Consider the following 20,910-nt stretch of genomic DNA (forward strand, 5'->3'; position numbering starts at 1 on the left):
AGTTTAAATTTTCTACGTATTTGGGGAAACAAATGAGCCAGTGTGCGGCCATCATTGCAGCCGCTGGCAGTGGCGAAAGATTTGGAGCCACACTTCCTAAAGCACTAATCACTCTAGGCAATCGCACACTTATTGAGCACGCTGTTGCAGCCCTTGCACCCATTGCATCTGAAATAGTTATTTGCGCACCAGCGGGATATGAAAAGCAGATTCAAGAATTAGTTGGCGCTGACATCACAGTTGTTACAGGCGGAACAACTCGCTCAGATAGCGTGCGAGCAGGAATCGCAGCCCTTACTGGTAAAAATAAATATGTTTTGGTTCATGATGCTGCTCGCGCACTGGCGTCAACGCAATTAGCAAAAAATGTTCTGGCAGCGCTAGAAAAAGGCGAAGTAGCAATTATTCCAGGTCTTGAATTAATTGACACAGTCAAAAGCGTTGATGCAGGTGGTCACGTTACTTCTACGCCAGATCGCGCATCACTTCGGCGCGTGCAAACACCACAGGGCTTTGATCTAGAGATTTTAAAGAAAGCACATTCAAGCGGTGCTAATGCAACAGATGATGGCGCACTGGTTGAAGCTATCGGCCACAAAGTATTAATCATCAATGGCGAAGACCGTGCTTTGAAAATTACAACACCTGCAGATCTTGCAACAGCGCTTTCAACACTTGGTGATTCATCAGAATTTAGAACCGGTGTTGGTGTTGATGCACATGCATTTGAAGAAGGACGCGAGCTATGGCTTGCAGGTTTGCACTGGCCAAATGAAGTAGGCGTTGCTGGTCACTCTGACGGCGACGTTGCAGCACATGCAATCTGCGATGCTTTATTTGCAGCGGGACAACTCGGTGATCTCGGAAGCAATTTTGGAACAGATAAACCAGAGTATGCAGGCGCATCTGGTGTGACGTTACTAAAAGAAACAATGCAGAAAATTAGCTCTGCTGGTTATTCGATTTCAAATGTCACGGTGCAAATCATTGGCAATCGCCCAAAACTCACAAGCCGCCGCAGCGAGGCAATAGCAACATTGTCAGCAGCACTTGGTGGTGCCAATGTTTCTGTACTTGCAACAACAACAGATGGCATGGGATTAACTGGCGAAGGCCGCGGCATCGCAGCAATCGCGTCAGCTCTGCTCATTAAGCAAGGGTAGAATCACCTAATGAGTTCGCTACATTTATATGACACATTGACGCGAACCACCGCACCCTTTAAAGCAATCAAGGCTGGCGAAGCATCAATTTATCTCTGTGGTGCAACTGTTCAAGCGCCACCACATATTGGTCACGTTCGAAGCGGAGTGAACTTCGATATTTTGCGCCGCTGGCTAACCAAGAGTGGCTATAACGTAACTTTTATTCGAAACGTTACAGATATCGATGACAAGATTTTGCACAAGGCAGTTCATGAAAAAGCGCCATGGTGGGCAGTTGCAATGAAATATGAGCGAGCATTCGCTGATGCATACGCAGCACTAAACGTTGCACCACCAACCTATGAACCGCGCGCCACAGGTCACATCACCCAGATGATTGAACTCATGCAAATACTGATCGAACGCGGCGCTGCATATGCGCCAGGCAATGGCGATGTCTATCTTGAAGTTCGCAAACTTAGTTCTTACTTAACTCTGTCTCGTCAAAAGCTAGATGATCTATTGCCGGCGGCGGACGCGGATGAAACATATAAAAAAGATCCACGAGATTTTGCGTTATGGAAAGCTGCAAAGCCTGGAGATCCATCATGGCCAACTCCGTGGGGCGCTGGTCGCCCTGGATGGCATCTTGAGTGCTCTGCAATGGCGCACGCATATCTGGGTGAAGCATTTGATATTCACGGCGGAGGATTAGATTTAGTTTTTCCACACCACGAAAACGAAATTGCACAATCAGAAGCTGCTGGATATCCATTTGCGAAACTTTGGATGCACAACGCATGGGTTACAGCATCTGGTGAAAAGATGAGCAAGTCACTCGGCAACTCATTACAGGTTGCAGAGTTGCTCAAGAGTGTGCGCGGAATTGAATTGCGTTGGTATCTCGGCAGTGCTCATTACCGTTCGATGGTCGAATTTTCTATGGGCGCACTTGAAGAGTCTGCAACAGCGTTTCGTCGTATCGAATCATTCTTACAACGTTCAGTTGAAATACTTGGCGTTGAGCCAACACCAGTCGTTAACGCCACTTTTGCCGATGCGATGAATGATGATTTAGCAGTGCCAACGGCTCTAGCAGGCATCTCTGAATCACTTCGCTTAGGAAATACTGCAATCACAGATGGTGATAAAAAAGGTATTGCACAGCACGCAAATGAGATTCGTGGGGCACTCGATGTGCTTGGTTGCGATCCATTTGATCTGGTATTCGCACACTCTGGTGCAGCAGATTTAAGTGCAGCCCTTGATGGAACTATTCAACTTGCCCTTGCTGCGCGCACTGCGGCTCGCGAACGCAAAGATTTTGCAGCATCTGATCAGATACGAGATGGCTTAGCAGCACTTGGAATTTCAATTGAAGACACAGCACAAGGGCCACGTTGGTCGATGACAAATCCTGTAACACCAACAGAAGGCAGTAAATAAATGGCCGGCAATTCAGAACGCAAAGGCGCAGTGCGCGGATCTAAAAAAGGTCCATCAGGTGGCACAGGCGGAAAAAACAAGAGTCGTCTTTCAGGTAAAGGTCCAACACCAAAAGCAGAAGATCGTCCTTATCACGCAGCGGCTAAGCGAAAGAAAGCATCCGAGAAGCGCACACCAAGTGCTGGTGCACGTGGATCTCGCACAGAAAAACCAAAGGGCGAAATTGTCTCTGGCCGTAACGCAGTTCTAGAAGCGTTGCGCGCTTCCGTTCCTGCAACTGAACTATTAGTTGCGCGCAGCATTGATGTTGATGATCGCGTCGCAGAATCCCTTCAACTTGCACTCAATCACGGACTTTCAATTCGCGAAGCACATCGCGCAGAAATCGAAGGAATCTCGGCTAATAGCCAAGGAATTATTCTTGCGATTAAGCCATATCAATACTCTTCATTCCAAGAAATTAGTGAACGTGCAAAATATCCCGCGCTCATCGTTGCGCTAGATGGTGTGACAGATCCACGTAACTTAGGTGCAATCGTTCGTAGCGCTGCAGCATTTGGTGTTGCAGGAGTTGTAATGACAGAGCGTCGCGCAGCTGCAATGACCGCCTCCGCCTGGAAATCATCGGCTGGCGCCGCAGCGCGCGTACCAGTTGCGCAAGTAACGAATATGGCTCGCACCATAGAGGATGCGAAGAAGATGGGTTGTTTCGTTGTTGGCCTAGATGGCGAATCAGATGTGACTCTTTCAGGTATGAAAGTTGCGACAGAACCAATCATGATTGTTGTTGGAAGCGAAGGAAAAGGCTTATCAAGACTTGTTCGCGAAAAGTGCGATCTCGTTGTTTCTATTCCAATGAATGCTTCAACAGAATCCCTTAATGCAAGCGTTGCAACATCCATCGCTCTGTTCTGGGTGGATGAGGCTCGTAGAAAGAAATAAATGCAGTACACACGTTTTATAGTTCTTGGTGACTCATTCTCTGAAGGAATGAGTGATGAAATCATTGATGGCAAATACCGTGGTTGGGCAGATCGCGTTGCCGATGTTCTGGCAACGCAGACTCCTGGCTTTACATATGCCAACCTTGCGATTCGCGGCAAATTAGTGCATCAAGTTCTAGATGATCAAGTGCCGCTAGCTCTACCGCTGATTGATGGTCCGAACACTCTCGTCTCATTTCATGCTGGCGCAAACGATGCACTTCGACCAAATTACAATCACAGCGCAGTTCGAACCGCATACGTAAGAGCTGTTACAAAACTTGTCGAAACTGGCGCCACGATCATACTTTTCACCGTACTTGAAAAAAATGGCAATGGCGGTAAAGCATCTGCTGTGTGGGAAGAGCGAATGGGCACATTTAACAAAATAGTGCGAGAGGTCGCAGATAAATTCAATTTGTTAGTAATGGATGCATCAATGGATCCTGAATCATCTAATCCAAATCTATTGGCTTTTGATCGCTTGCACTTAAACGTGGCTGGACATTACAGAGTTGCACAAGCAGTGCTGGAAAGAATCGGTGCTCCATTTGATTTAGGGTGGAAAGAGCCAGTTGTATCTCCAAAGAAAAAACCAATGATCATTCGCAAAGCGATGACTTTTTTATGGTTCGTAACTTTTGCACTGCCCTGGGTTTGGCGAAGAATCCGTGGACGTTCTTCCGGTGATGGTCGAAGCGGTAAATACACATCGCTGACATCGTGGCCAGCGCATTGATGCGCTTGCGACGTGCCACTTTAGGGCTGAGTTAAGACTGTTATCATTTGTTCTTTCCCTACTGTTCATTTAGAAAAGCGACCATTTACCTATGCTTCCCGCATCTCGCCTGATCGATAGAGAGCTCAGTTGGCTCTCCTTTAACGAACGCGTCCTTGATTTAGCAGCGGATCCGTCAACTCCACTCCTTGAACGGGTTCGATTCATGGCAATATTTTCATCGAACTTAGATGAATTTTACATGGTGCGGGTTGCATCTGTTTTAAGCAATCTCGAAGATGGCTCACCAATGACTGCAAGTCCAGATATTGAGCCATCTGTATTAATGAAAGCAATCTCTCATCAAACCCATGAACTAGTTTCTCGCCAATCCAAAATCTTCAAAAATGAAATATTGCCTGAAATGAAAAAGGCAGGAATTGAAATTGTTGATTGGCAAGAGCTGAATTCCGAAGAGCGTAAATATGTCTCCAAAATTTTTTCAGACAGAATTTTTCCAGTATTAACACCATTGGCCGTAGATCCGTCCCACCCATTTCCATATATTTCAGGTCTCTCACTTAATCTTGCAGTAATAGTTAAGAACCCAACGACTGGCGCAGTCTTCTTTGCACGCGTGAAAGTTCCACCTATTTTAAATCGCTTTATGCCGGTTGGCCCAAGCAAAGCACAAAGATTTATTCTTCTTGAAAGTGTCATTGCTACCCACCTTCAAGAACTCTTTCCAGGAATGATCATTGAGGATCATTACACCTTCCGAGTGACACGAAACCAAGATTTAGATATTGATGAAGATGATTCAGAGAATCTGCTCATTTCACTTGAGCAAGAGTTACAACGCAGACGCTTTGGACCACCAGTTCGTTTAGAAATTGAAGAAGGCATAGATCCCGCGCGACTTGAAAGCCTTGCTGAGCACCTACAAATTGCACCTGAAAATATCATTTCTGTGCCAAACCCAATTGATTTAACAAGCCTGCATAAGATTGCAGATTTAGAATTATCCGAACTAAAGTTTGTACCCTTTAGATCTAGAACTTCTAAATCACTCAAGCAAGTTGATACTGAAGATTCAGATATGTTTTTCTCAGCTATTCGACAGGGCGAAATTCTCCTTCACCACCCCTATGAATCCTTTACTTCATCTGTGGTTAGTTTTCTTGAAAATGCAGCGAGAGATCCACAGGTTTTAGCTATTAAACAGACTCTCTATAGAACATCAGGTGATTCACCTATCATCGAAGCGTTGATCGAAGCCGCCGAAGCTGGAAAACAAGTTTTGGCTGTTATCGAAATTCGTGCACGCTTTGATGAACAAGCAAATGTTCGATGGGCGAGAAAACTTGAGTCAGTCGGTGTGAACGTTGTTTATGGATTAATGGGGCTAAAGACTCACGCAAAGTTATCTTTAGTCGTCCGTGATGAACCAAATGGGCTTCGTAGCTACTGTCACATTGGTACTGGAAATTACAATCCAAAGACAGCACGCATGTATGAAGATTTAGGAGTGCTCAGTAGTGATGAAGAGTTAACCGATGATCTTTCCAAACTCTTTAATCAGTTATCTGGCTTTGCACCACAATCTTCATATGCGCGTCTCTTAGTTGCACCACGAACTCTGCGCCCTGGGCTTATTGACAAGATCGATCAAGAAATTCAGAACGCTAAAGATGGAATGCCATCTGGAATTCAATTCAAATTGAACTCACTTCTTGATGAGGAGTTTGTAGACAAACTCTATGAAGCATCTCAAGCGGGAGTATCAGTGGAACTTCTCATTCGCGGAATTTGTGCGATAAGACCAGGTGTTGCTGGAATGTCTGAAAATATCAAGGTGCGCTCTATTCTTGGGCGCTTTCTTGAGCACTCACGAATTTTCCACTTCACAAACGCAGGCGAAGATGAATACTGGATTGGCAGCGCAGACCTCATGGGCAGAAATCTCAATCGCCGAGTTGAAAGTCTTGTGCGTATCGATAAGAAAGCACACAAAGAGTATTTGCAGGAAATTCTTGATCAAGGCTTATCTGATGATGTTTCTAGCTGGCATATGCATGATGATAAGTGGACTCGCGTGACACAAAACCAAGAGGGCAAGAAACTTAAAGATATGCACGCATTATTTGCCAAGCGTTTTAAGAATGTGAAGTAAAAATGGCCTCTGAAACGACAGTCATTCAAGCAGCAGGCGCCGTTTTATGGCGTTATTCAGCAAATAAGAAAATAGAGATTGCCCTTGTGCACCGCCCACGATATGACGATTGGTCATTACCCAAGGGAAAAGTCGAAGATAAAGAATCACATATTGCGTGTGCTTTTAGAGAAGTTTTAGAAGAGACCGGATACACACCTGTTTTTGGACCTGAGATTGGTCAAGCGACTTACAAAGTGGAGGAAGAAAAGAAAATAGTTCGGTACTGGTCTGCACGTGCAACAGATGCCCCAGTTGCACCAGTGGATAAGAATGAAATTGATGAAGTTCTCTGGCTAGAAGTAAAGGATGCCAGGAAGAAATTAACGTTAGATGATGATCGCGAAATTGTAGATTTCTTTATTGATTTTGGAGTAGATACAACTCCACTTGTCTTACTTCGACATGCAAAAGCTTTAAAGCGAACTGATTGGGATGGCGAAGATTCAGATCGACCACTAGATAACCTCGGACAGCTACAGGCAAAAAGATTATTGCCACAGATCTATCCTTATAATATTTCTGAAATCCATTCATCGGACGCGTATCGATGCATGCAGACGGTAGAAGATCTTTCAAGAGCGTTGAAATTAAATTGCATAGTTGGGCTCGACCTCAGCGAAGATGCCTATTCAAAAGATAAAGAAGTGGCCCTGGAATATGTCTCGACTCTGATGGATAAGAACCAGCGTGTGTTGATCTGTAGTCATAATCCCATATTGCCAAAGGTGCTTAAGAAACTCGTTGGCAAGAAGTATTTCAAGGAATTAGATTCAAAACTTGAGCCAGCTGAAGCATGGGTAATTCACCATAGAGATGGCGAAGTTGTTTCTGTTGATTGGCTTGAAGCACCAAAAATCTAGTTAGATCTTCATCCAATCAAGCCATTTAAGAACGATTCCTTCTCGCAATGCCCACGGGCAGATTTCCACTTCATCGAGTTCTAATTTAGATAGCGCGCTGTAAGCGACAATCGCACCAGCGACAATTTGTTGTGCTCGTGTAGAAGAAACGCCAGGAAGTTCTGCTCGCTCCTTATTGTTCATTGCCAATAACTTAGGGATAGCTTTTTCAAGGGAAGTGATATTTAGTTTTTTAGGATTATCTTTAAACCAATGTTCATTTATTCGAGCCAGAGTTCTAAAGGTTTTGCTGGTGGCAACAAAGTGATCAGCGCGGTGTTCCGCAAGGGCTGGAAGAAGTGATGATCCAAGAGCATCCTTAACAAACTCTTCTAGCTTCTTAACTTCTTTAGCTGTGTATGGATCGCTTTGCAAAAAAGTTCTTGTTAACCGAGCGGCGCCAAGTGGCAGCGAGATTGACTCTTCTGGGTATTCATCATCGCCGACAGCCATTTCCAATGAACCGCCACCAATATCTAAAATCAATAGTCGACCACTTGACCAGCCCAGCCAACGTCGTGCAGCTAGGAAAGTCATGGCAGCTTCTTCGGTGCCATTTAATATCTGCAATTCAATATTGTGGCGTTCGCTTATTTCTTTAATTACTTCTGCACCATTTGTTGCTTCTCGAATAGCAGATGTTGCAAATGCAACAATCTCTTCAGTTTTGAATTCTTTTGCATGAACGAGGGCATCACCGATTGCTTTATGTAACTCTTCAACACCTAATGGTGAGATATTTCCAATTTCATCCAGATAGTCAGTTAGACGAAGTTCTGTTTTCAGATTTGTTGTGGGTGTTGGGCGTGCTCCTGGGTGGGCTTGCATTACCTGAAGGTGAATTGTGTTTGATCCAACATCTAAGACACCGAGCAGCATTGCGCAAATCTACCGCGTGCTCGGCCACAAGGCTTGATTTTTAGATTTTGTATTCTCCTGCCATAATTGCGCAGCACGAAAGGCCTCCCTAGCTCAGTGGTAGAGCAACGCACTTGTAATGCGTAGGTCGTCAGTTCAATCCTGACGGGGGGCTCACAGTTGGTCTACTCTCATCTCTATGACAAAAACAAACTCTCGTTGGGCCGGTTATTTATTTATTGCGCTAGGCCTGATCAATTGGCGCTATCAAGACAGCAATCCAAATGCTATGACAAATAGTTTGGTACTTATCTCAGCTGGCGTGATCACCCTCATCCTTGCTTTCACGAAGGCTGGTTTAGCGTGGCTTGAAACAAAGACGGGCCAGAGAATTGGATTAATCGCTGGAGCAGCGCTCATAATCTTTTCATATGTAAATTAACTTATTTAAAGCAGTAAAAAACGGCCGCCAAGTCAGACTTGGCGGCCGTTTTTATTTACGAGTTACTTATCTTCTGACATACCTTCTGCAGCAGACTTCATCTTCGCAATCTTGTAGATTGTGAGACCGAATACGCACTTAGCAAGCACGTCTGCAACTGTGTAACCAATCTGGCGATACATAAATGCATCTGTTCCAGTGATTCCAAGTAGTGGGAATAGGTATGAGATTGGGTAAACGCCCCATGTCGCAATCAGAAGTAGACGTAGGCGACCAATAGTCGCTGCTACACCTGCTGGTTGGCGATCAAGTGACTTACCGAGCTCTACGAACAATACATACAGGATGTATAGGAAAGGAATTGTGGAGAGAACGCCCCAAAGGATCTTTGTGCCGTCATCTGCTGAGATTTCACCTGGGTAACCAAGTGCGATCATTGCAGCTGATGCAGGTACAAGGCGTGTGATCAATGAAGATGACGCGGCCTTTGCAAGAGCGAGTACAGCAACTACTTCAACTAGAAGTAGTGGCACAGTTAGTAGCCAGTCAACGTAGCGGTATCCCTCGTTGAATGATCCTGCACCAGTTGTTGCAACCATGTATCCATCTGAAGACTCACTAAATGAGTTGAAAATTCTCCAGTAGTGGTATCCAGCAATGAATGTAACCATTGATGAAAGTACAAGGGCATTACGGTATTTAGGTAGTACACGTGACTGTGATACGAGTGTGTACACAGTGCATGCAAGCATTGAAATTAAACCAAATGAAAATACGTTATAAATCGTATTCCACTGGTTGGCTGTTAATTCGAGCATTGACTTAGCCTCCATGAGGGCAATGTGTTGTCCTTCGTTCGCGCGAACGAAGCGTGGTTTTTCGATTCCCAGATGGCGTGGGGCCATCTGCGGAAAAACTCACCGGGTTAATGTTCTTGCCTACGGGGCAGTAAGGCAACTTTAAATAGAGGAATGTCTGAAGAATTTCTTGCCTAGAATTGGTGCAAAGAGGGCTAGCACGGCGAGTAGAGAGGGTGAGTTATGGAGCAGGGGCATTTTCCAGCAGATGGCTTTGCCGATGTCTTAGGGGCCAACAAAGAGTATGTGGCTCAATTTAAATATTCAGAACTCACAGGTCGAGCAGCAAAAGGATTAGCAATTGTGACGTGTATGGATTCACGCATCAATCCGCTCTCAGTCGGTGGAATGAGATCAGGAGATGCCAAGATTTTGCGTAACGCTGGCGCTCGCGTTACAGAGGATGTTTTACGAACATTGGTTCTAGCAACATATTTATTGGGAGTTAATCGGATTTTGGTTATGCCTCACACAGATTGCAGAATGGCCAGTGCCACAGAAGAAGAAATTCATGCTCATATTGAAAAAGAGTATGGCGTAAACACACGTTCACTTGAGTTTAGAACTGTGAAAGATCAAGAAGCTGCTCTTGCAATCGATGTTGAGCGTGTGCGTTCGTACCCGTTGCTGCGAGATGGCGTGATTGTTGGTGGAGCAATTTATGATGTTAAGACTGGAACAATTACACCTATTGATTGTTGATTCTACTGATGGGATCTCTCGTCAACGGATAATCTGGGTGGGCATAAAAATCTTTTAACAAAGCGTGCACTAATTCTGGTTTTTCTTTAACAACCGAGTGAGATGAGCCGGGCACAATTGCAAGACGGGCATTGGTTATTGCCTGATAAATCTTTTCTGATTCTTTTGCGCTAATGACATCATCATCTCCTGCAAGAATTAAGACAGGACATTTAATTTTAGAAAGCGTTGCCGGTGAGATGTTTGGCTCGCTCTTCCAGACTTTAAAGGCTGTTGTAATTTTCTTTATTAACTCAGATGCCGGATCAGGGGATACGCGATCGTGGTCAGCCTGTGCTTCTGGTGACACCTCTGGTTTTCCAATTTTTAGGCGAACTTGGGCAGCAGTTGTATTGCCACCGATTGACACAACTGAGCGCACTAATTCAGGTCGGCGTATCGCAGCCAAAAGTGCGATATTTGCACCATCACTCCAACCAATCAGGTGGGCGGGCTCCTTCACCACATCTTCTAAGAATGCGATGAGCTCTTTTGTTTGAAAATTAAAGTGGAAGCTGCCTTTTTGATTAGCGGTGTGGCCATGACCTGTTCGATCGTAGGCAAAAACTTTGAAATTTCTTTTTACTGCAGGAAGCAAATATTTCTTTACTTTTTCGCTATGGCTTAAACCACCGTGAAGGATGACTAGTGCTTCACCCCGTTTGGACCATTGAAATGTAAATACTTCGTGGCCTCGCAGGTTTACGTATTTCTGCATTTAATTCGAATCCATGATGTGACGGTTACCGCGATCAAAAGTTAAGTAGTTCCAGGTCCAGTCGGCCATGGTTCCTATTTTGTTACGTCCACCTAAGAGATAGAAAAGGTGTAACCACAGCCATGCATACCAAGCAAGAACACCTGTCATTCTAAAGTTTTTAACTTCAACAACAGCCTTGTTTCGCCCGATGGTGGCCATAGAACCTTTGTCTCTATATTTAAATGAATTCAAAGCTTTGTTCTGTGCAAGGTTGATAATCTGTTTTGCTACGAAGCGACCTTGTTGTAGTGCAACAGGTGCAACCATCGGTAAGAATTTTCCTTCAGAATCTTTAAACCCAGAGATATCTCCGATAGCCCAGATGTGTGGGTAGTTCTTCACCTGAAGAGTCTGTTCAACATCTACGCGTGTGGATATGAGTGGAAGGTTAAGTGCTGATGCTGTTGGTTCTCCGCGAACTCCAGCAGCCCAAATAGTTATCTGTGCGGGGATAGTAGCGGCGCCCTTAATGCTAATTGAAGTGTTTTTGACTTCTTCAACTGCTGTATTGAGCATTACGTTTACGCCGAGTTTTTCAAGGTCTTTTTTAGTTCGTGCAGAGAGTGCTGGTGAAAAACTAGGAAGTAAACGTGGTCCTGCTTCAATTAAAACTATCTTCATATTAGCTGCAGCTTCAGCTTGATCATTTGCCAGTGGACCACGAATGAGTTCAGCAAATGCGCCAGCCATCTCAACTCCAGTTGGTCCACCACCAACGACTGCAATTGTGAATTCAGTGTCATCTTGGAAGCGACATAGATCTTCAAATCTACGCATTACTTCTGCTCGGATGGCGAGGGCTTCATGCACGCTCTTCATTCCGAGTGCGAATTCGTTAACGCCTTTAACGCCGAAATCTGCAGTTGCAGAACCCAGTGCGATGATCAGATGGTCAAAGGCAAGAACTTCAGAGCTATCTATTTTTACAGTTTTATTGTTGTGATCGACAGTAATTGGTGAGCCCATACGAAATTGCGCACCAGATTTACGAAGCGCTCCGCGCACAGGATGTGCAACGTGATCGGCTGCTAAGCCAGCGGAAGCAACTTGATAGAGCAAAGGCAAAAATGTTTGGAAATTATGGCGATCCACAACAGTGACATCTGCATGGTCACGAAGTTCTCGGGCCGCGGTTAATCCGCCAAAGCCAGCGCCGAGAATCACAACGCGTGGTTTGCTCATATCGCCTCTTCCGAGTGTTGGTTTTCTTGGCTTAAGTCTATTCTGATAACCATGAGTCAGCAGAACCAAAAGCGTAAGTACCTAGTTACAGGTGCATCAGGATACGTGGGTGGACGTCTAGTTCGCACACTATTAACCGATGGGCATGATGTGCGCGTATTGGTACGAGACAAAATTAAAGTGCAGGACCGCACATGGGCCAATGACGTAGATATCGTTGTTGGAAATGCAACGAGTGCTTCAGATTTAGATCGCGCGCTTATCGGAATACATACAGCCTTTTACTTACTGCATTCGATAAATGTTGGTGTGGATTTCACCGCTATTGAATCCGAAATGGCTCGCGCATTTGCACAAGCTGCAGAGCGCGCAGGGGTTTCACAAATAATTTATCTCGGTGGAATTGCCAATGATAAGAACAGCAGCAAGCACCTTTCATCACGAGTACAAACTGGCAAAGAGTTAGCGTCGACTTCTGTTCCAGTCCTCGAGTTTCGTGCAGGCATTATTATTGGATCAGGTTCGGCCTCCTTTGAAATGTTGCGTCACCTGACTCACCGTTTGCCGATTATGACAACGCCTAAGTGGGTTTCAAATAAAACTCAGCCGATTGTTGTGCGAGATGTTTTGTATTACTTGCGTAAAGCTGCAGTATTAGAAAAACCCGTTAATCAAGTATTTGATATCGGGGGACCAGAAGTTTTGTCATATGCCGACATGATGCAGACTTTTGCAAAATTATCCGGCTTGCGCAGACGCTGGATTATTCAAGTTCCAGTATTAACACCAAATCTTTCAAGTTTGTGGATTGGTCTTGTTACACCTGTTCCAACATCTCTTGCGCGACCATTGGTCGGTTCACTCATCAGCGAAGTTGTTGCGGATAAAAACAAGAGCGTTGATGCACTCATTCCTCCTCCACCTGAAGGTTTATTAAATGTTGAAGACTCCATCAAATTAGCTCTTACTCGCACAAATGATCACAAGGTTGAAACGCGTTGGTCGGATGCGTCAACGCCAACTGCGCCGTGGCAAAAAGCGCAAGGAGATCCCGAGTGGGCAGGTGAGATGATTCTTAGCGATCGTCGTGAATCACTTACTAGCGCACCCATTGAAACTGTGTGGAAATACATTGAAAGCATCGGTGGCGATAACGGTTGGTATGGATCCGATTTTCTCTGGTGGGCTCGTGGCGTTATTGATCGCTTCTTCGGTGGAGTTGGATTGCGTCGCGGACGTCGCGATCCAGTTTCATTACGAATCGGTGACAGTTTAGATTTTTGGCGAGTTGAAGAAATCGAACATGGTGTGCACATGAAGTTATATGCCGAAATGGTTTTACCCGGCAAAGCGTGGCTTGATTTTAGAGTTTCTACAGAAGATGGAAAGACTAGAATTGTTCAAGAAGCAACATTTGTTCCACGCGGCTTAGGTGGACAAATGTATTGGTATGCAATTGCACCGCTTCATACCTTGGTTTTTCCAACGATGATTAGAAATATCGTAAAGCGAGCAGAAGCTAATGCATGAGTTCACCGAAGAGGTTGAAAGCCTTGCAGGTGAAATTTTGGCATACAGTCTTGAACGATTAAAGAGTGATCCACCTCTTGATGGACCGCGAAGCGAAGCAGATTTATTTCGTGAAGTTGGAAACACAATCACTGCCCGTGGACTTGGCGGAAGTGATGCACTAAAGGTTTTTACCGAGGTGTTAGCAAAGGCTTGTATTTCAACGGATCACCCACGTTACTTAGCTTTTATTCCATCTGCACCAAGTGAGTTCGCAAACTTATTTGATTTAGTTGTTGGCGCGAGTGCTTTATATGGCGGCTCATGGCAAGAAGGCGCCGGCGCAGTATTTGCTGAAAACCAGGCGCTGCAATGGCTTATTGATTTAGCAGGATTGCCAGATACTGCCGGTGGAGTTTTTGTGCAGGGCGGCACAATTGGAAATTTATCCGCACTCGTTGTTGCGCGCGCAGAAGCGCGTAAGAAGTTTGCAGATGCCACACGCTGGGTCATTGCATGTTCTGAAGAGTCACACTCATCTATTGCATCCGCGGCAAATGTTATGGATGTTGATATATTAAAGATTGCCACACGAAGTGATCGCAAATTACATGGTGACGATGTTGCTCGCGAAATAGATGCCTTACACGCAGCAGGAACATCTCGAGTCTTTGCAGTCGTTGGCACAGCTGGAACAACAAATCTTGGAATCATCGATGACTTAAACGGAATTGCCGAGGCCGCGCACCTTCGCAACATTTGGTTTCACGTTGATGGGGCCTATGGGTTGGCGGCGTTGTGTGCACCGAGTGTGCGAGCAAAATTTAATGGCGTTGAAAAAGCAGATTCATTTATTGTCGATCCACACAAGTGGTTATTTGCACCCTTTGATGCGTGCGCACTTATTTATCGCAATCCCGAATTAGCACGAGAGGTACACACACAGCACGCAACATACTTAGACACTCTTCACGACGGATCCTGGAATCCATCTGATTATGCAATTCATTTAACAAGACGTGTCCGTGGATTGCCCTTTTGGTTCTCACTTGCAGCCCACGGCACCGATGCGTATTCAAAATCAATGGAAGCCACAATGACGGTGGCCGCGCAATCAGCAGAGTTAATTAAAAAGCATCCCAATCTTGAACTCTTATACGAACCAGAACTTTCGATTGTCGCCTTCACTCGTCCCGGTTGGAACGCGGGGCAATATCAGCAGTGGAGCGATAAATTATTAGCTGATCAGATTGGTTTTATTCCGCCATCATCAGATAAAGGCCAGCCAATATTGCGTTTTGCAATCGTTAATCCGTGGACGAAAATAAGTGACATCGAAGCGATTTTGGCCACTCTGTAAATCCCACACTTTTTAATTAACTCCCCGTAAGATTTGCTCCATGTCCATGATGGAAAATGCCAATAATTCGCCTGCTGTTTTAAGCGAACTAGAAGCGCGCATCCTTGAATTTGAAGGAACATGGTGGAAATTTGCTGGTGCTAAAGAGTCTGCAATTAAAGAATTATTTGACCTCAGCGCTCCTCGTTATTACCAACTACTCAACGATTTAATTGATCGCGAGGACGCACTTGTAGCGGCCCCGATGTTGGTCAAACGCCTTCGCCGTCTGCGCGAAGCACGCATGTCCGCACGTACATCTCGCTAAAAACCGACCCCGTTTTGCAGTCCGGGAATTACTCCCGTAGATTTGGCGTTAGCACTCTCGAGGCTAGAGTGATAAGAGCAGCCTCATATTGTCCGTCACATTATTTGAGGAGTACATAAGCATGGCAAAGCAGATTGCTTTTAACGAAGAAGCACGTCGTGGGCTAGAGCGCGGAATGAACGTGCTTGCAGATGCAGTCAAGGTAACCCTTGGACCTCGTGGACGTAACGTGGTTCTGGAGAAAAAATGGGGCGCACCAACAATTACCAACGATGGCGTTTCAATCGCTAAAGAGATCGAACTTGATGATCCATGGGAAAAAATTGGCGCAGAGCTAGTTAAGGAAGTTGCTAAGAAGACAGATGATGTCGCTGGCGACGGAACAACAACAGCCACAGTGCTGGCACAAGCACTTGTTCGCGAAGGTCTGCGTAACGTTGCTGCGGGATCAAATCCAATGGCGCTTAAGCGCGGTATCGAAAAGGCAGTAGCAGCAATCGTGACTGAGCTTGGATCAATGGCGAAAAACGTTGAGACAAAAGAGCAGATTGCAGCAACAGCTTCTATCTCAGCCGCAGATGCCACTATCGGTGAAATGATCGCTGAAGCAATGGACAAGGTTGGCAAAGAAGGCGTTATTACTGTTGAAGAGTCAAATACTTTTGGACTCGAACTCGAACTCACAGAAGGTATGCGCTTTGATAAGGGCTATATCTCTCCATACTTTGTAACAGATCAAGATCGTATGGAAGTTGTTCTAGAAGATGCATATGTGCTTCTAGTTAACTCAAAGATCACAAACATTAAGGATCTAGTTCCGGTCCTTGAAAAAGTTATGCAATCAGGTAAGCCACTTGCAATCATCGCCGAAGATGTTGAAGGCGAAGCACTTGCAACGTTGGTAGTAAATAAGATTCGCGGAATTTTCCGCTCTGCAGCAGTTAAGGCACCTGGCTTTGGAGATCGTCGCAAGGCGATGCTTCAAGACATTGCAATTTTAACTGGAGCAACAGTTATCTCTGAAGAAGTTGGGCTCAAGCTTGATCAAGCAGGAGTAGAGCTTCTAGGTCGCGCTCGCAAGGTTGTTATCTCCAAAGAAGAGACGACAATTATTGAAGGTGGCGGAGACGACGCTCAAATTAAGGGCCGCGTTGCACAGATTCGTTCAGAGATTGAAAAGAGCGATTCAGATTACGATCGTGAAAAACTACAAGAGCGTCTTGCAAAACTTGCTGGTGGAGTTGCAGTTATTAAAGCTGGAGCTGCAACAGAAGTAGAACTTAAAGAGCGCAAGCACCGCATTGAAGATGCAGTTCGCAATGCAAAGGCTGCAGTTGAAGAAGGCATCGTTGCCGGTGGTGGCGTTGCACTATTGCAAGCAGCAACAGCAGCATTTGCAAAATTAAAATTAGAAGGCGATGAAGCAACTGGTGCAAAGATTGTAGAAGTTTCAATCGAAGCACCTCTTAAGCAAATCGCTATAAACGCTGGCCTTGAAGGCGGAGTAGTTGTTGAAAAAGTTCGTAACCTCACAGCAGGTCATGGACTCAATGCAGCAACTGGTGAATACGTTGACATGATTAAAGCTGGCATCATCGATCCAGCAAAGGTGACACGTTCTGCACTTCAAAATGCAGCTTCGATTGCCGCACTATTTATTACAACAGAAGCAGTAATTACCGATAAGCCAGAGAAAACACCTGCAGCACCTGCAGGTCCTGGCGGCGGAGATATGGACTTCTAATTTCTCACGCGTAAAGCGTTACGAACGCCACTGCCGATTAACTCGGTAGTGGCGTTCTGCTTTATCCTTATGGCATGAGCACTCTCGAACTCGCACGTTCTGCTGCAATTGCCGATGCTGGCAGCGCTGATTTAGTTGGCGCAGATGTCTCTGTTGAAATCGATGATGATGGTCGCGTTGAAACTTATTTATTTGAAGCACACCTTGCAGGTTATAAAGGCTGGCGTTGGTGCGTAACAATTGCGATAGTTGATAAAAAATCAGAACCAACTATTTGTGATGTTGTTGTTCTTCCAGGGCCGGACGCATTACTTGCACCAGAGTGGGTTGCATATCGTGATCGCATACAACCTGGCGATGTTGGTGTTGGTGACATTGTTCCAAGTTCACTCGATGACACACGTTTAGTTCCATCTGTTCACTCACTCATTGCTGATGAAGAGTTAGATGCACTGCAAGTATTTGAACTTGGACTTGGTCGTGCACGAGTGATGTCTATTGAAGGTCGCGATCAAGCAAGTAAGCGTTGGTATGAAAGTGATCGCGGTCCACAATCACCTATTGCGCAATCGGCACCGAAACCATGTTCGTCATGCGCATTCTTTTTACCGATAGCAGGATCTCTTCGCGCTTCATTTGGCGTATGCGCTAATGCGATTTCACCTGAGGATGCACGCGTGGTTTCCGTTGACCACGGATGCGGCGCGCACTCCGAAGCCACGCTCTGATAAACTAGCCCTCTGCCCGTGGCCCCCACGGCTTAAACGAATATAGAAATTAACAAGGAGCACTCCCCATGCCTACAGGTAAAGTGAAATGGTTCAGCCTTGAAAAAGGTTTTGGTTTCATCGCATCCGATGAAGGCGAAGATGTTTATCTTGCTTCAACATCTCTTCCAGAGGGCGTCTCAACTGTGAAGCCTGGAACAAAGTTGGAGTTCAGTGTTGGTGATGGTCGTCGTGGACCACAAGCACTCTCTGTAAAAATCATTGATGCACCACCATCTCTAGCAGCTAACTCACGTACCAATAGTGATGACCTTGCTGCAATGATCGAAGACACAATCAAGATTTTGGACAAGGTCGGAAATGGTTTACGCCAGGGACGCCATCCATCTGCTGTAGAAGCAGAGCGTCTTGGAAAAGTTCTTCGCGGTATTGCAGGACAGTTAGAAGCTTAAATTCCGCTTCTGCGTGATCTGCGTATTGTGTAGCGAATACCAAATACTCCTAAAGCAGCGCCGAATACGCACGTCCACACATACTTTGTTTCTGACCCTGCAACTAAGAATGCAGCACCAGCAATAAGCCATGCAATAGTGCCAACGGCGATTAGCACGACTGTATTTTTAAGATTTGTTGGCATATTAGAAGCCACTAAGAACTATTAATCCTAGTAAACCAACGAGTGCGATGATTGAAATCATTCGTCTAGTTTTGTAATTCACGGCTCTCCTTTTTGGATTTTGTAGATGGAGTAAGAATAACAATTGTCAGTGCAATCACAATAAGGACCGGCACCATTAGGTATGCGCGAGATATTCCCAGATGATCTCCGAGTACTCCTAGTACAAATGGAGCCAGCGCAATTCCAGATCCTGCTGCAAGTGAACCAATGCCGATAGCTAAGTCAGGGCGATTATCGCTAAAGCCCATCAAGCGAAGAGATGAGAGTGCAAATTGCATTGAAATACCAAGACCATTGATAAAGAGTGTAACTAGTGAAATTAGAACGTTATGAGAGAACCAGAAAATTGTAAATCCAATAAATTGCAAAATAATGATTGTGATGAGTTGATGATCGAGTTGTAATTTCTTAAGAACAATGGCGCCATACCAACGACCAATTGCCATTCCTGTTCCCAAAGCAACTATTCCCAGAGTTGCAGCTGAGGCGCTTCCACCTACGCGATCTCGCAAAAGAGCAGCAGCCCAAAACGTGGTCGCAAACTCAGTACAGATGCAGATAAAGAAACCAAAGCAAGCAATCCAATACGTGCGTGAAAGCTTGCCACCCTGGCGCACACTGATCTCGCGATCATGGGCGTCACGGTTCTTATCTCGTGAGGAGAAATACAAAATTATTGTGGCCGGAATAGTGAGCAATAAACCGAAGCGCCAACTTATGGCAGTTCCGGCAAGGCTTCCGATAATGAGTGTGCCAAGAACGTAACCTGCAGAATTAACTCCATTGGATTGTGGCAAAGCAAGGGCTGTTGCTTCTTTAAAGTGGTGAGACAGGCGTGTGACCATATTGTTAATGACCATCGAAGTTCCCAGCCCACTTAAAAATGTAGCCGTTAAAGTAAAAGCCACAGGCTTAATGGTGACGAACATAAGAACGCCACTGCAAAAGAGCCACATTCCAATCCATGAAGTTCTTTCGCGACCGAAGTAATGAACCAAACGTGAATTTGCTAAACCCGCACAAATTCCTGCAACACCCATTGCTGTTCCGTGTAAGCCAGCAATTGTCAGTGATGTTCCCTGATCGGCGCGCAGAAGTGGTTGGGCAGGGCCAAATCCACCCAGAAAGAAGTTAAGAATTGTTACTTGAAGTGCAATTGCCCAAAAGGTTTTGTCGCGCGTAAATGAATGTGGCATTACTTTCCTTACGGAATAATTAAAGCGCGGCTACAACGTAATCAATACACGCGGTGAGTGCATCGATATCGCTGGGATCAACAGAAGGAAACATACCAATACGAAGCTGATTCTTACCCAATTTACGGTAAGGCTCGGTATCGACGATTCCATTCTCGCGCAGAATTGATGCCACCTTGAGTGCATCGATTGAATCATCAAAATTAATTGTTGCTACAACCTTGGAACGCATTGCTGGGTCTGTGACAAATGGAGTTGTGTATGAAGTTTTTTCAGCCCATGAATACATGCGAGATGCTGAGTCAGCACTTCGACCTGTTGAGAATTTCAATCCACCATTTTCATTCATCCACTTGAGTTGATCTGCAAGCAAAATAAAGGTTGCAATTGCTGGAGTGTTATATGTCTGATCAAGTCGTGAATTCTCAATGGCAATGGTGAGATCTAATATCGCTGGGGTCCAACGCCCACTTGCTTTAATTTTTTCAGCACGAGCAATGGCAGCTGGTGACATCAGTGCAAACCACAAGCCACCATCTGATGAGAATGATTTTTGTGGGGCGAAGTAATAGGCGTCAAACTCTTTTGCATCGACTACAAGTCCACCTGCGGCGCTTGTCGCATCTACTAGGACAAGAGCGTCTTTGGTTCCTGCTGGTCTGATAATTGGCATTGCCACACCAGTGCTTGTTTCATTGTGTGTAAATGCATAGGCATCTATGCCATCTTCGGCAACAGCTGTTGGATGCGAACCTGGTTCAGATTTAATAATTGAAGGTTCACCTAAAAAGGGCGCATCTTTTGCACCCTTTGCAAACTTTGATGAAAACTCACCGAAGACAAGATGCTGCGAGCGATTTTCAATTTGAGCAAAGAGTGCGATGTCCCAAAATGCAGTTGTGCCACCATTTCCTAGAATGACTTCATAACCATCTGGAAGTGAAAATAGTGATTTCAAACCTTCGCGAACTTCATGAACAACGTTTTTTACTGGTTTTTGTCGGTGTGAAGTTCCAAGAATTGACGCGCCACTTTTATAGAAATTATCTAAAGCAGATTGGCGAATCTTTGAAGGACCGCACCCAAAACGACCATCGAGTGGCTTAATGCCATTAGGAATAACGATGCTCATGAATTAATT

21 protein-coding genes and 1 tRNA gene are annotated in these 20,910 nt (G+C 45.2%); 15 read left to right on the top strand and 7 right to left on the bottom strand.

Going from position 1 to position 20,910, the window contains the following annotated elements; all coding sequences use genetic code 11:
* Positions 1 to 32 precede the first annotated feature (32 nt).
* From ispD to PHILAsVB114_RS00740, 6 genes are all read left to right on the top strand, one after another.
* Positions 33 to 1,163, top strand: coding sequence for a 2-C-methyl-D-erythritol 4-phosphate cytidylyltransferase (gene ispD / locus PHILAsVB114_RS00715; protein ID WP_095697505.1), 1,131 nt, complete (start codon positions 33 to 35; stop codon positions 1,161 to 1,163).
* Positions 1,164 to 1,172: 9 nt separating this feature from the next.
* Positions 1,173 to 2,591, top strand: coding sequence for a cysteine--tRNA ligase (gene cysS, locus PHILAsVB114_RS00720; protein WP_095697506.1), 1,419 nt, complete (start codon positions 1,173 to 1,175; stop codon positions 2,589 to 2,591).
* Positions 2,592 to 3,533, top strand: coding sequence for a 23S rRNA (guanosine(2251)-2'-O)-methyltransferase RlmB (gene rlmB / locus PHILAsVB114_RS00725; RefSeq protein ID WP_095697507.1), 942 nt, complete (start codon positions 2,592 to 2,594; stop codon positions 3,531 to 3,533).
* Positions 3,534 to 4,313, top strand: a complete 780-nt coding sequence (locus PHILAsVB114_RS00730) for an SGNH/GDSL hydrolase family protein (protein WP_095697508.1) — start codon at positions 3,534 to 3,536, stop codon at positions 4,311 to 4,313.
* A gap of 91 nt (positions 4,314 to 4,404) precedes the next feature.
* Positions 4,405 to 6,465 carry an RNA degradosome polyphosphate kinase gene (locus PHILAsVB114_RS00735; protein WP_095697509.1) on the top strand — a complete coding sequence of 687 codons (2,061 nt, stop codon included), beginning with the start codon at positions 4,405 to 4,407 and terminating at the stop codon, positions 6,463 to 6,465.
* A gap of 2 nt (positions 6,466 to 6,467) precedes the next feature.
* Positions 6,468 to 7,367: an NUDIX hydrolase gene (locus tag PHILAsVB114_RS00740; RefSeq protein ID WP_095697510.1), complete on the top strand. Its 900-nt coding sequence runs from the start codon at positions 6,468 to 6,470 to the stop codon at positions 7,365 to 7,367.
* On the opposite strand, the gene PHILAsVB114_RS00745 is transcribed toward PHILAsVB114_RS00740, so the two are convergent.
* Positions 7,368 to 8,285, bottom strand: a complete 918-nt coding sequence (locus PHILAsVB114_RS00745; protein WP_095697511.1) for a Ppx/GppA family phosphatase — start codon at positions 8,283 to 8,285, stop codon at positions 7,368 to 7,370.
* An 82-nt stretch (positions 8,286 to 8,367) separates the two neighbouring features.
* Here PHILAsVB114_RS00745 and PHILAsVB114_RS00750 point away from each other — a divergent pair.
* Both PHILAsVB114_RS00750 and PHILAsVB114_RS00755 read left to right on the top strand, forming a co-directional pair.
* A tRNA-Thr gene (locus tag PHILAsVB114_RS00750) sits at positions 8,368 to 8,439 on the top strand.
* A 24-nt stretch (positions 8,440 to 8,463) separates the two neighbouring features.
* Positions 8,464 to 8,706: a hypothetical protein gene (locus PHILAsVB114_RS00755; RefSeq protein WP_095697512.1), complete on the top strand. Its 243-nt coding sequence runs from the start codon at positions 8,464 to 8,466 to the stop codon at positions 8,704 to 8,706.
* Between the two features lie 62 nt (positions 8,707 to 8,768).
* Here PHILAsVB114_RS00755 and PHILAsVB114_RS00760 read toward each other — a convergent pair whose 3' ends face one another.
* Positions 8,769 to 9,524 (bottom strand): bacteriorhodopsin-like, encoded by a 756-nt coding sequence (locus tag PHILAsVB114_RS00760; RefSeq protein WP_095698638.1) that lies wholly within the window; start codon positions 9,522 to 9,524, stop codon positions 8,769 to 8,771.
* Positions 9,525 to 9,746: 222 nt separating this feature from the next.
* On the opposite strand from PHILAsVB114_RS00760, the gene PHILAsVB114_RS00765 reads away from it, so the two are divergent.
* Entirely contained in the window at positions 9,747 to 10,265 is a 519-nt protein-coding gene (locus PHILAsVB114_RS00765) for a beta-class carbonic anhydrase (RefSeq protein WP_095697513.1), read from the top strand.
* Here the strand turns inward: PHILAsVB114_RS00765 and PHILAsVB114_RS00770 are convergent.
* Both PHILAsVB114_RS00770 and PHILAsVB114_RS00775 read right to left on the bottom strand, forming a co-directional pair.
* On the bottom strand, positions 10,252 to 11,022 hold the full coding sequence (locus PHILAsVB114_RS00770) for an alpha/beta fold hydrolase (protein ID WP_095697514.1): 771 nt from the start codon (positions 11,020 to 11,022) through the stop codon (positions 10,252 to 10,254). The two genes, PHILAsVB114_RS00765 and PHILAsVB114_RS00770, sit on opposite strands and share 14 nt — an antisense overlap.
* Positions 11,023 to 12,246, bottom strand: coding sequence for an NAD(P)/FAD-dependent oxidoreductase (locus PHILAsVB114_RS00775; RefSeq protein WP_095697515.1), 1,224 nt, complete (start codon positions 12,244 to 12,246; stop codon positions 11,023 to 11,025).
* 51 nt (positions 12,247 to 12,297) lie between these two features.
* Here PHILAsVB114_RS00775 and PHILAsVB114_RS00780 point away from each other — a divergent pair, with 51 nt between their 5' ends.
* From PHILAsVB114_RS00780 to PHILAsVB114_RS00805, 6 genes are all read left to right on the top strand, one after another.
* Positions 12,298 to 13,776 (top strand): SDR family oxidoreductase, encoded by a 1,479-nt coding sequence (locus PHILAsVB114_RS00780; protein WP_095697516.1) that lies wholly within the window; start codon positions 12,298 to 12,300, stop codon positions 13,774 to 13,776.
* Positions 13,769 to 15,115 (top strand): pyridoxal phosphate-dependent decarboxylase family protein, encoded by a 1,347-nt coding sequence (locus tag PHILAsVB114_RS00785; protein ID WP_095697517.1) that lies wholly within the window; start codon positions 13,769 to 13,771, stop codon positions 15,113 to 15,115. Before PHILAsVB114_RS00780 ends, PHILAsVB114_RS00785 begins: the two co-directional genes overlap by 8 nt.
* A 40-nt stretch (positions 15,116 to 15,155) precedes the next feature.
* The gene (locus PHILAsVB114_RS00790) at positions 15,156 to 15,422 is read left to right on the top strand and encodes a DUF3263 domain-containing protein (protein WP_095697518.1); all 267 of its coding nucleotides are present in this window, start codon (positions 15,156 to 15,158) and stop codon (positions 15,420 to 15,422) included.
* Positions 15,423 to 15,543: 121 nt separating this feature from the next.
* A complete protein-coding gene (gene groL / locus PHILAsVB114_RS00795; RefSeq protein ID WP_095697519.1) occupies positions 15,544 to 17,166 on the top strand; it encodes a chaperonin GroEL in 1,623 nt (540 codons plus the stop codon).
* Positions 17,167 to 17,240: 74 nt separating this feature from the next.
* On the top strand, positions 17,241 to 17,894 hold the full coding sequence (locus tag PHILAsVB114_RS00800) for a DUF3027 domain-containing protein (RefSeq protein WP_095697520.1): 654 nt from the start codon (positions 17,241 to 17,243) through the stop codon (positions 17,892 to 17,894).
* A gap of 68 nt (positions 17,895 to 17,962) precedes the next feature.
* The gene (locus PHILAsVB114_RS00805; protein ID WP_095697521.1) at positions 17,963 to 18,346 is read left to right on the top strand and encodes a cold-shock protein; all 384 of its coding nucleotides are present in this window, start codon (positions 17,963 to 17,965) and stop codon (positions 18,344 to 18,346) included.
* On the opposite strand, the gene PHILAsVB114_RS00810 is transcribed toward PHILAsVB114_RS00805, so the two are convergent.
* The 3 genes from PHILAsVB114_RS00810 to serC all read right to left on the bottom strand — a co-directional run bounded on the left by PHILAsVB114_RS00810 (position 18,343) and on the right by serC (position 20,901).
* Positions 18,343 to 18,531: a DUF2530 domain-containing protein gene (locus PHILAsVB114_RS00810; protein ID WP_095698639.1), complete on the bottom strand. Its 189-nt coding sequence runs from the start codon at positions 18,529 to 18,531 to the stop codon at positions 18,343 to 18,345. The genes PHILAsVB114_RS00805 and PHILAsVB114_RS00810 overlap by 4 nt on opposite strands.
* Before the next feature lie 65 nt (positions 18,532 to 18,596).
* Positions 18,597 to 19,769, bottom strand: a complete 1,173-nt coding sequence (locus tag PHILAsVB114_RS00815; RefSeq protein WP_095697522.1) for an MFS transporter — start codon at positions 19,767 to 19,769, stop codon at positions 18,597 to 18,599.
* Between the two features lie 19 nt (positions 19,770 to 19,788).
* Positions 19,789 to 20,901 carry a phosphoserine transaminase gene (serC, locus tag PHILAsVB114_RS00820; RefSeq protein ID WP_095697523.1) on the bottom strand — a complete coding sequence of 371 codons (1,113 nt, stop codon included), beginning with the start codon at positions 20,899 to 20,901 and terminating at the stop codon, positions 19,789 to 19,791.
* Between the last annotated feature and the right edge of the window lie 9 nt (positions 20,902 to 20,910).

Source organism: Candidatus Planktophila limnetica (assembly GCF_002288365.1).
GTDB classification, from domain to species: Bacteria; Actinomycetota; Actinomycetes; order Nanopelagicales; family Nanopelagicaceae; genus Planktophila; species Planktophila limnetica.